Raw genomic sequence first — 12,093 nt, forward strand, 5'->3', positions numbered from 1 at the left:
AATGTCGCGCCACTAGCGCGGCACTTAAAAAAGAACAAGCATGAAAAAGTTTATCAAGTACACCGCAGCTGTAGCAGCAACAACACTAGCAATGACTTCTTGTACAGAGGATAACAATCCAGTAGTAGATCCAACAATGGATTTGGTAAAAGAAGCAGAAGCGAAATGGGCTGCGTTGAGTGGATTGGATGAGGCTACTGGAGCAGGTGATTTGACTGCTGCATGGGCAAAAGATTGGGCTGTGGGTGTAGATTACGCTGGAACAGTAGTGGCGCAAGCTGCAATTGATGAAGCAAAAGCAAACAATCGTGTATTGGAAGGTAGATACTCAGAAAATGTAACGATTGGTGCTGGTGAAGTTTGGGTATTGAATGGTGGTGTTCACTTTGATGAGGGTGCAATGCTAACGATTGGTGCCGGAGCAATTATTGTAGACGAGAGAGATGCTGAAAGCGAAGACGCTGAGGTAGCGGCAAAAGCAGTAGGATATATCCTAATGGAGAGAGGATCTAAGATCATGGCAGAAGGTACTGCAGAAGAAATGATTGTATTTACTTCTACTAAGCAAGAAAGAGGTGCTTGGGGTGGTTTGATCATCAACGGTCGTGCGCCAATCAATGCAGGAGATGAGAACGGTGAGGCAGAGGCTGAGATCTCTGGTTCTAAGTACGGTGGTGCTGATGCGGCAGACAACTCTGGAATGTTGAAATTTGTTCGTGTAGAGTTCACGGGAAACATCATTACAGCTGACAAAGAGCACAACGGAATTACTTTCAACGGTGTAGGTAACCAAACAGTTGTAGAGAATGTACAGTCTCATATGGGGGCTGACGACGGATTTGAGTGGTTTGGTGGTACATTGAATGTATCGAACCTAATCTCTACAGGTTCTGAGGATGATTCATTTGACTGGACATTCGGGTGGTCAGGAAAAGGTATGAACCTAATCGCAATCCAAAGTGCAGATGCCGGAGACCGTGGTATTGAAGCAGATAACAATAGAAATAATAATACGCTTGAAGCATACTCTAACCCTACGTTGGAGAACGTAACGTTGATCGGTAGAAATGCAGACGGTAAAGCAGGATTTAAGTTCAGAGAAGGTACAAAAGCGACTGTAAAGAACCTGCTAGTAGAGAATTTCCAAATCGCTTTGGATGTACAGCACGATGTAACATTAACTAACTTGATCGATGGAAACCTTTCTGTTGAGAACTTCAAGGCAGTAGGTGCAACGACTGTACTAAAATTCAAAGGCGACGAATAATAAGGAAGCGGTAGAAAGGTAAGGGTGTCCCTTGTGGGCACCCGTAAGAGTATCCCTTGTGGTTACTTAGGTAATAAGTAAAAGGTTATAGGTAGAAGATCGTAATTGGTAGTCCTATCACCTAAAATTCTGAGACCTATACTTATTACCTCCTACCTATTACTTTTTACCTTCTACGGCTTACTTATGTTGTATTACCTGAGTCCTAAACCATAAGTAAAGTGGGAGCCCGGTTTCTTTTTAAGAAGTCGGGCTTTATTTTTTTAGTAAATGGATAGGATTATTTATTGAGACTTAAGGCTTCTGAGTTATTATCGTAATTTTTCACGTAGCTTTGAAAGTAATCATCTACTTGTAGGTTCATAAACCCAACTAATGCGCTTAAAGAGTGCTGGACGCAGTCGATCTGTATCATATTAGTCTTTAATTTTAGACCATTATTGTAGCTTACTTTTCTTGGAAACCCTCCTGTAAAAGTTCCTTTCTTGTATTGGGCTCTCAAAAGGAAGATATATCCTGTTTGTAGACTTTCAACAACCTTGCTGTAAAGAGGATCTTGTTGAGGGAGAAATGATAATGCTGCGGTTAGCCCTTCTAGGCGACATGATGTTGGAGTAACATAACCGTTTTCTTGAAACCCTCCTATATGATAAGGAGAGCGATGTGAATTTATTTTTAGAGCTAAAATACTTTCACAAATTTGTTTCGCATGCTGATTCAACCGTTCTTCAGATACTTTAAATTGGCTGTAATTTTGACTTTTATATAGTTTTGACGTAGCGATTAAAGCCCAGCAATCCGTTTCTACTGTTTTTCTTCCCTCTCTAAGTTTTGCTAAATACATTAGGCTATGGTATGCAGCTTCAAACCATTTTGGGTTGGGATCATATTCATAGAGCATCAATAAGCCCAAAGCAGCTTCTCCAGGATAGAAAAGAGAGACCCATTCGTCATTCTTTCCTCCTTTAGAAGGAATATATTTAGTATAGAAACTCCCGTCCTTTTTTTGCATATATAATAAGAAGTTTCCCATTGCAATAAGATCCTTCTTTGAAGTAAACCCAGGCTTTATTTTTTCAATATGTAGTAATGCGAGTAGTCCTATTCCAGTTCCACCTAATTTTGCTTGTATAACCTTTCCCGTATTAGAAATAGAAGGGTCAGACCAGATAGCTTTAAGGCTAGGATCATTGTTGACAGATTTTAAAGAAGTGCTTTTTAAGAAATTTCCAGCACTTAAAATCGACTCTAGTCCTTGAGGAGATGGAGCATGCTCATAGTATTGGCACATTGCATATATAGCTCCTGCATGTCTTAGTATATTATAGCGTTTTTTGACGTAGCTTTTAGGGTTTGTTTTGACTCTATAAGTAAACATGCCATTATCATGTAAAGACTTCATCATATATTGATTGGCTAATGCTGAAGCTTTTTCAATTTCAGATAAATTTCCTTGAGGAGGGTTGTCTTGGCAACTAATAAATAGTAAAAGGAGCAGTAAGAAGCTGAGAGGTTTTCTAGTTGATTTTTTCATAGTGATTATAGGTTATCGATAGTGTTTGGATAAATAAGGTAGGGGTATTATTGAGTGTTTTTATTAGGTAAATAACATCGTTTAATAGATCTGAGAGATGTATCTTAACGAACTAATTAGAGTTATTTAATAAACTAATATAGTATGCTATTCCATTTTTTTAGAAGGCATTTACATTGGTTATCGAAAAACAGCATAAGATTTACTTCATGAAGTAGTGTACCTTTTTAAAAGGTTTTGCTTGAGTTCTTAATATATGATAAAGGTACTATTTGTCATGTTTTAGGGCTTAATCATTCCCCAATTTCCGAGTACAGAATGATAGGATCACTTTCTGTGATGCTATGATTGAATTAACTGCTAACCTAATAAGACCCATTGAGATGACTAGAAAAAGAATTCACAAGCAGTACCCTCTTATTGCGATAATATTATCGACACTATTCATTCTATTGATAGCTGTAACACTAGACATTAACCCTTCAAGAGCTTTTATGGGAGGTGGGCTAGTGTTTTTGACTTTTTATATGATCGTAGTGAATTACAAGAGAAAAGGAAAGAAGAGTACAATAGGAAAAAGAAGCCAACCCAAGATTCAACATAGAAGAAGAAAGCACAGAAGAATTTATTAACCCTTTAATCATCTTAGTAATCAAAACATCATTGCCTATGAAGAGTAATTGATCATCTAAATGGATGACCGTCACTTTTAATATTAACCTAATTAACAAAGCACACATTGCGTGTAGCTGAGAACCCAAATTCAAATAGTTATGAATTATTATTTATCAATCATTAGGGATAATTGTCTCAAATTATCCCCTGCTGTTTTTTTGCTCTCCCTGTTTTTTACGATAGGGATTGCAAAAATAGAAGCACACCCTTCAATATCAACTGATGAGACCTTAATTGAGCTCTACAAAAAAGAAACCCGCCTAAATGAGATTACTTCTAATGATGAAGTGATGAAATCTCTACCGTTACGAAATGCATTTCATGAACGTAGTTCAGTATCTCTTATTTCAACAAGACTTAATACTAATATGATTGTTGCAAGCTCTCGTGCAGAAGGAAATACATCTGGCACAAAAGCTCCAGTTGAAAGAGATGATGACGACGATGATGACGATGATGATGACGATGATGATGACGACGATGATGACGATGATGATGACGACGATGATGACGATGATGATGACGACGATGATGATGATGACGACGATGATGATGACGACGATGATGACGACGATGATGACGATGATGATGACGACGATGATGATGACGACGATGATGACGATGATGATGACGACGATGATGATGACGACGATGATGACGATGATGATGACGACGATGATGACGATGATGATGACGATGATGATGACGATGATGATGACGACGATGATGACGATGATGATGACGACGATGATGACGATGATGATGATGACGATGATGATGACGATGATGATGACGATGATGATGACGATGATGATGACGACGATGATGACGATGATGATGACGACGATGATGACGATGATGATGACGATGATGATGACGATGATGATGACGATGATGATGACGATGATGATGATGACGACGATGATGATGACGATGATGATGATGACGACGATGATGATGACTTGGAAGTGCTTTGTGAAGCAGATTCTACAGACTGCTTTGGAGAAAGCTCAGGAGCTGTATTTGGATCGGTTGTCAGTGACGATCAAGGACCTTTCTTACTTCAGATTAAAAATGAATCTGATGAGATATTGTACAGTAAAGTGGTCAGTAATCCAGGAGATACAATTCGTTTAGATGGATTGGCAGCAGGGAAGTATAAGGTATGTGCTGGGACAATCACAAGTATTTCCATTCAAGTTAGAGCTATATCTACTCCAAAAACAGGAGAATGTGAAGTAGAGGTATTTGAGCCAAGTGAGATTCAAACTACTCTGGTAGGTACGAATCCATCAGGAATAACAGCTGAAGATGGAGAAATTGACTTGACAGTAATGGGGGGCACGCCACCATATACTTATTTGTGGTCTACAGGCGAGACTACAGAAGATCTATCAGGATTACTGGAAGGACAGTATAAAGTGGAAGTGACTGATGCTAATGGTTGTGTAAAAGAAGATTCAATATTCTTAGTAGCAGAACGTACAGATTTAATACTGACACTACAAGCGACTCCGGTTCCATGTAAAGGTGACTCTACAGGTAAATTACAAGCGATAGTGGCCAATGGTATTCCTCCTTATAAAATTACTGTGAAAAAGGGAGAAGAATTAATTGGTGAATTTACAGGAATACAAGATGGTTTTAAAGAGCTGGACGGCCTTCCTGCAGGTGTTTACTCTGTATTTGTTGAAGATTCAGTAGGAAATACAGAACAGGGTATGGAAGAAATCACAGAACCAGAAACAAAAGTGATGGCAATGTGTGAAGCGACTCCAGTTTCATGTAAGGATGAAAGTACAGGAATGGTAAAAGTAACCTTCTCAGGAGGAGTTCCTGGTTATACTATACAGTTAACAGATGGCAATGGCATCACCCGTGATACTACTGCGATGGCAGCAGGTATGATCACTTTTGAAAATCTTCCTGCAGGAGCATATTTGGTGAAGGTACTGGATATGAATAGATGTGATGCCACTTGTGAAGCTGATGTAACCGAGCCGCAAAAAGGAATAACTATTCTTTCTCAGTCAATCGATACGCCATGTAATGGTGGGTTAGGTGCCATATTTGGTTCTCTATCTGGAGGAGTTCCACCATATGAGGTAAATGCTACAAATGGAGTGATTGATACGACGTTTGTTGGTGTAAACCCAGGAGCTATCGGTCCAATTCAGTTACCAGCTGGTACTTATATGGTGACTGTGACAGATGCCAATGGATGTACTGCGATGGCAGAGGAAACGATCAACGAGCCAAGTCCAATAGAATTGGAGTGCAAAGTGGAGCAAGATGTTTCATGTGCCGGAGGTCAGGATGGTGTTGTATCGGTACATGTAGAAGGTGGAGAGTTACCATACGTAATGGATAAAACACCTGATGCATTCGTAGCCAATGGAGCAGAGGAGATGTATACCTATGAATGGAGAGACGCTTCGGATAATATAGTAGGTACGACAAAAACAGTAAGTGGTTTGCCAGCAGGTAAGTATACGGTGAAGGTTTGCCTGAAAACAATGGCTAAGCCAACCATGGAGACAAAATCAGTTAATGGAGTAATTGGAAAACCTGTAGAGTGCTGTGCTATGTGTATGGTAGAGGTCACAGAGCCAGAACCGTTGAACGTAGTGTGTGATTCGACACCAGTACCATGTACAGGAGATAGCACAGGAACCGTAACCGTAACGTTCTCAGGAGGAACAGAAGGCTACTTTATCCAGTTTGAAAACGAGGATGCCAGTATTGTGATTGATACTTCCGCAGTTGCTGCAGGTCAGGTAATCTTCCAAAATCTTCCGGCAGGCAAGTACAAGGTATTTGTGACAGATAATAACGAGTGTGAGAAAATGTGTGAGACGGAAATCACAGAGCCGGATGAAGCAGTTAGTTTGACTATCGAGAAATTGTCTGACAATATTGTACCGGGAGTTCCTGATGGTTCATTCAAGTTTACATTGAGTGGAGGCACGCCGAACTATATGGTAACGATTACAGGAGCTTTGGATACCGTATTTAATGACTTAGCGCCAGGAGAGTATATTGTAGAGGACTTGGATCCAGGATTCTATTTCATTCAAACCGTAGATGCAAATGGTTGTGTGGATGAGGATCTACTTCAGATTCAGGCAAGTACAACTCCTCCTCCAAGCTTGACAGCTGTAGCAACCCCAGTACCATGTAAAGGAGAAAGTACTGGATCCATTTCGGGTGAAGGTAGTGGTGGATTCCCTCCATATACCATTGAACTGACGAAGCCAGATATGACGACAGAGACATTGACAGGCGTTGAAGGTGCATTTGAGTTCTTGAATCTTCCTGTAGGGGTATACCAAATTAAGTTGACAGATTCTGAAGGGCTGACGAATAATATCTCAGTGGAAATCACAGAACCAGAGACAGCGGTATCTGTAACGGCTAGCAGTACAGATGCAACGGCACCGGGAGCTTCAGATGGTAGTGTATCGGCTATGGCTTCAGGAGGAACACCATTTATGATGATGGAAGGTGGTGCCAGAATGGCAGAAGTAGAAGCGGCTCCAGTAGAAGGATATATTTATATCTGGACAAACTCTGAAGGCGAAACTGTCGGGACTACACCAACCGTAGAAGGGGTTCCAGCCGGAACATATAAGGTGACAGTTACGGATGCAAATGAGTGTACAGCAATGGCAACGGTAGTGGTAGAAGAGCCTCGCTTTATTCCTTGTGAAGAGGTACGATTAATAGCTAACCCTAAGTTCACGAATGAAAGTTACCGTAATGCTTTTGATGGTGCTATTGATGTAACGATCACAGGAGGAAATGAGCCATATACTTATATGTGGACGGGGCCAAATGGCTTTACAGCAACGACAGAAGATATCGAAGGCTTGACGATGGGTCGTTATACGCTTAAAGTAACAGATGCAAATGGTTGTGAAGGTTACTTTACATATTATATCCGAGTAGAACGTGACGACCCTAGAGACGGAAGTTGCGAAGGAGTTAGAATTACTGCTCGAGTAAAACAATCTGATGAAACTTATCGTGGAGCTAACGATGGCTTTATCATTGTTGATCTTCAGGGAGGCGAGGCACCTTATCAATATCATTGGATGGGACCTAATGGTTTCAATGCAGATACCAAAGAGGCTAGAAACCTGACAGCAGGGCAGTATACCTTGAAGGTGAAAGATGCAAATGGTTGTACAGGCTACTTCACTTACTTTATGAGAGTAGATGGAGAGCGCATGGAGAACAGCTGTGATCGCAGTCGAATCTATGCCAATGTAGTGGACATGCGTCATGCAGATGATGATCAAGTTCGAAATGGTAGTATCTCGATTATGGCAACAGGAGGTACAGCACCGTATCAGTACAGCTGGTCAGGTCCGAATGGGTATGAAGCTTATAACACACCTCTAGTAAAGGATCTGGAACCAGGTGCTTACGAAGTAACGGTTGCCGATAGAAACGGCTGTGTGGCGACCTTCACGTACATGGTGAAAAACATGACTTGTGAGTACTTTAGCTATGCTAGGTTTATCGTTAAAGATGCCTCAACGATTGAGTCAGAAGATGGTGAGATTACCATGAGTGAAGTTGAAGGAGAGGTGGCTTATAGCTATGAGTGGAGAGGCCCTGATGGATTCACCTCATCAGCAAGGGACCTAAGTGATCTTAAGCCAGGTATCTATAATCTGACGGTATTGAATGCAAGAGGATGTAGCAGTGAGTTTGAGTTTAACTTGGGTGTTGAGAGAAATGTACTTTCCATCACGGAGCAACTGAAAGTTTATCCAAATCCATCGGAAGGATTCTTCACATTGGAGTTGCCAACCGAGTTTATGGATAGTCATATAGAGATCTACAATGCAGCTGGACAACTGGTGCATACGTTGGATGCCAATGGAGTATCACAGAACCAGATTGATATGAGAACGTATGGCAAAGGAATGTATATTCTGAAAGCCGTAAATGATCATAAGGTGCTGACGGAGAAATTGATTATCCGTTAGAAAACAGTAAAACATCGTAGGGATACGCCACTGGCGTATCCGTGACGAGTAAAGAGGCTACCGTTTTGGTAGCCTTTTTTAATAACCTTATTAATTTGCAAAGGCTTCATAACAAACTAAACATCATGGCACGTACTTTATTAGATTAGAAGTAAAGAAATTCTCAGGCATATTGTGTGCTGTGGGAATGTGATGCATCAACTGTAACCTAAATACTAAGGATGGGGTAAAAACCCACCTTTCAACCTGTAAAAAGACTGTAGAGCTTGTTGGGATCATATCCTTTACCTCGTAACTGAAAATACTCATAACACCTTTCAACTGGTGTGTTCAACTTAATCTGTATCAACCCAAAACTCAGATGAGCTGTTTATTTACTTCTTATAACAGGGTGTATATCCCTAATGAACCTTGATCAAAGAATCATTTTCCTTATCTACCTTATAATCCTTATACCATAGGGACATTTATTATGTCATACCTATAAACTCAACAGCCTATGTTGTATTGATGAACCAGCTGTAAAAATCAACCCAAATTAACCTATAGAACCACAATTATGTATTGTGGTCACCACCCAAATTATCAATAACCTAATTTCTTAATGATGAACTACTCATTATTACTAACGAAGGACCGTCGGGTCCCCTGGCTGTATGGCCTATTTGTGATGCTGTTTTGTTGGGGGATATCCTCTAGCCTGCAGGCACAAAGTTTTAACCTCGATCAGTATGCCAACGATGACGCTAGTCTATCGTCCGGGGAGGACTGGGTCAATGGTAACCTGAATGAAAGCAAGTCCCATTATGTGGAAGGTTATTCAATCCCTTATCGGGTAGTGATGACTGGACTGACGAACGGTTTGGTTTATACTTTAACTCTAGGATTTGATATCACAGCACCTTCAGGGGGATATATCGCTACAGATTATATTACAAGTTATCAAAACCTGGAGCCCCACACGGCTTTTGGGCACGCTGCCGAAGTGGTAGACCCTACAGAAGGTGTGATGGGATTGAGTGGCATGCCTGATTCGCAAATTGCTATTGGTGCTCCTCCGGTAAATTCAACACCGGTAGCGGGAGAACCTACTAATAGCTTTAATGCGCAACCAGCGAGTCAAAAACTTATTTCTATGTGGGGAGGGACATTGTCTGCTGTGGTCTATGACAATACGGACGGACAGTACTCTGTGGATGGTTCAGAGACACAATTTACTGTGACCTTTACCGCTACAGGAAGTACAGCCATCTTAGCATTTGGTGGACATATTTCGAATCGTTTTGATTGGGGCTTTCTACCTGGAGGGGACCCTCGCTCTGCTTCAGGGATTACAGGTAGCCCGTATCATATGCGTTTGATTGGTGCAACAGAAGATGGTAACTTTATTAATCTGGGTAACCAGGATCGCAGCTTGAAAGCTTCAGCGGTAGCCTTTTTTCCTACTTGTGATATTATAGGAGATAGTACTAATTGTGACGGGGAAAATATGACATTCACTTTGGAATTTCCTGATGATGAAATCCCTAACGGTTTTACAGCTGAAGATGTATATGACTTTGAATGGGAAATTATCAACAATAATACTGGAGCGAGTATTGTGGGAAGTAATACAGCGGATAGTGTTATTGTGGATCCGGGAAATATGACAGGTACTTTTGAAATTCAAGTGACGATCACGGATGAATTTTCAGGAGGTGTGTCTGTTTGTTCAAAAGTAGTAACTGTGGGAAGTCTTTTACTTTCTGGTATAGTCACAGACGTTAGTTGTGATGGAGATGAGGATGGAGCGATTGATTTGACGGTTTCAGATGGCTCAGGATTTTACTCCTATAGCTGGAGTAATGGCGAAACAACACAGGATATTGATAACCTTCCTGCGGGTCAGTATATCGTTACGGTGACAGATGATACGACAGGTTGTGTTGCAATGGATACTTTTATCGTGGATACACCAGATGCACTATTGGCAAGTGGAACGGTAACCAATGTAGACTGTAATGGAGACTCTACGGGAAGTATTGATGTAAGTGTAAGTGGAGGAACCCCTTCATATACTTATTTGTGGACTCCTAACGGAGAGACAACACAAGACTTGACAAATTTAGCTGAAGGAATGTACTCCGTAAAGATTACAGATGCCGATGGTTGTGATACAACGTTGAACTTCACGATTACAGAACCAGATGCTATTTTACTAGAGTCCATGGCAACAGATGCACTTTGTAATGGTGATAGCGGAGCGATTAGTGGTATGTTATCAGGAGGTACACCTCCTTATTCCATTGAAGTCACCGATGGAAATATTACAAAGAATTTCACAGATGTTGATCCGGGAGCTATTGGACCAATTCTTTTGCCAGCGGGCACTTATACGGTGACCGTGACTGATTCATTGGGATGTACTGCAATGAAGAGTGAAACAATTAATGAACCTGATGCCTTGGATTTGCTTTGTAGCGCTGATAGCACGAAGTGTTTTGGAGATAGTACAGGAGTTGTAAGTGTAGACGTTTCTGGGGGAACACCATCTTACAATTATTTATGGAAAGATGCCAATCAGGTTCAAGTCGGAGCCACTCAGGAAGTGACAGGCTTGCCAGCAGGTGTGTATACCGTTATTGTCACAGACCAAAATCAATGTGAGGACTCTTGTTCAGTGGAAGTTTTCCAGCCTCAAGCCCTTGTGTTGCAGTGCGAGGCTGATAGCGCATTATGTAATGGAGATAGAAGTGGTAGTGTAAATGTAGAGGTTCAAGGTGGTACAGCCCCTTATACTTATGCATGGACCGATGCTCAGGATAATCCAGTAGGTATGACGCAGATGGTTGCCAATCTACCAGCAGGAACTTATAAGGTAGTGGTAACTGATCAAAACAATTGTAAGGATTCTTGTACTGCAGAAGTTTTCGAGGTCGATGCATTGGAATTGTCTTGTTCAGCAGATAGTGCCTTGTGTAATGGAGAATCAAGCGGTAGCGTTAAGGTCGAGGTTCAGGGAGGAACAGGCATGTATACTTACGCATGGACTGATGCTCAGGATAACCCAGTAGGCAGTACAGCTATGGTAAGCAACCTGCCAGCGGGTACGTATAAGGTGGTCGTGATGGATGAGAATGATTGTACAGACTCTTGTACTACTGTGATTGAAGAGCCAGCAGTGTTAGAGTTGTCTTGTTCAGCAGATAGTGCCTTGTGTAATGGAGAATCAAGCGGAAGTGTTAAGGTTGAGGTTCAAGGCGGCACGGGCATGTATACTTACGCATGGACTGATGCTCAGGATAACCCAGTGGGCAGTACAGCTATGGTAAGCGACTTGCCAGCGGGTATGTATAAGGTAGTCGTGATGGACGAGAATGATTGTACTGATTCTTGTACCGCTATAATTGAAGAGCCAGCAGCATTAGAGTTGTCTTGTTCAGCAGATAGTGCCTTGTGTAATGGAGAATCAAGCGGTAGCGTTAAGGTCGAGGTTCAAGGTGGTACGGGTATGTATACTTACGCATGGACTGATGCTCAGGATAACCCAGTGGGCAGTACAGCTATGGTAAGCAACTTGCCAGCGGGTACGTATAAGGTGGTCGTGATGGACGAGAATGATTGTACCGATTCTTGTACCG

General features: G+C 41.4%; 5 protein-coding genes. 4 read left to right on the top strand and 1 reads right to left on the bottom strand.

Annotated elements, in window-relative coordinates:
* Window positions 1–40 precede the first annotated feature (40 nt).
* Window positions 41–1,267 (top strand): hypothetical protein, encoded by a 1,227-nt coding sequence (locus ABD985_RS17515; RefSeq protein ID WP_345374007.1) that lies wholly within the window; start codon window positions 41–43, stop codon window positions 1,265–1,267.
* 280 nt (window positions 1,268–1,547) lie between these two features.
* Here ABD985_RS17515 and ABD985_RS17520 read toward each other — a convergent pair whose 3' ends face one another.
* Window positions 1,548–2,801 (bottom strand): hypothetical protein, encoded by a 1,254-nt coding sequence (locus ABD985_RS17520; RefSeq protein ID WP_345374009.1) that lies wholly within the window; start codon window positions 2,799–2,801, stop codon window positions 1,548–1,550.
* Window positions 2,802–3,184: 383 nt separating this feature from the next.
* Here ABD985_RS17520 and ABD985_RS17525 point away from each other — a divergent pair, with 383 nt between their 5' ends.
* The 3 genes from ABD985_RS17525 to ABD985_RS17535 form a co-directional block, all read left to right on the top strand.
* Complete coding sequence (locus tag ABD985_RS17525) at window positions 3,185–3,433, top strand: hypothetical protein (RefSeq protein ID WP_345374011.1); 249 nt, start codon at window positions 3,185–3,187, stop codon at window positions 3,431–3,433.
* Between the two features lie 411 nt (window positions 3,434–3,844).
* Window positions 3,845–8,473, top strand: coding sequence for a T9SS type A sorting domain-containing protein (locus ABD985_RS17530; protein WP_345374013.1), 4,629 nt, complete (start codon window positions 3,845–3,847; stop codon window positions 8,471–8,473).
* Window positions 8,474–9,077: 604 nt separating this feature from the next.
* A partial coding sequence (locus tag ABD985_RS17535; protein WP_345374015.1) for a SprB repeat-containing protein occupies window positions 9,078–12,093 on the top strand: 3,016 nt, incomplete at its 3' end.

This window comes from Algivirga pacifica, assembly GCF_039543525.1.
GTDB lineage: Bacteria > Bacteroidota > Bacteroidia > Cytophagales > Flammeovirgaceae > Algivirga > Algivirga pacifica.

Coding starts and splice junctions, on each gene's coding strand:
- ABD985_RS17525 (WP_345374011.1), top strand. CDS start 3,185: ATGACTAGAAAAAGAATTCACAAGCAGTACCCTCTTATTGCGATAATA.
- ABD985_RS17515 (WP_345374007.1), top strand. CDS start 41: ATGAAAAAGTTTATCAAGTACACCGCAGCTGTAGCAGCAACAACACTA.
- ABD985_RS17520 (WP_345374009.1), bottom strand. CDS start 2,801: ATGAAAAAATCAACTAGAAAACCTCTCAGCTTCTTACTGCTCCTTTTA.
- ABD985_RS17530 (WP_345374013.1), top strand. CDS start 3,845: ATGATTGTTGCAAGCTCTCGTGCAGAAGGAAATACATCTGGCACAAAA.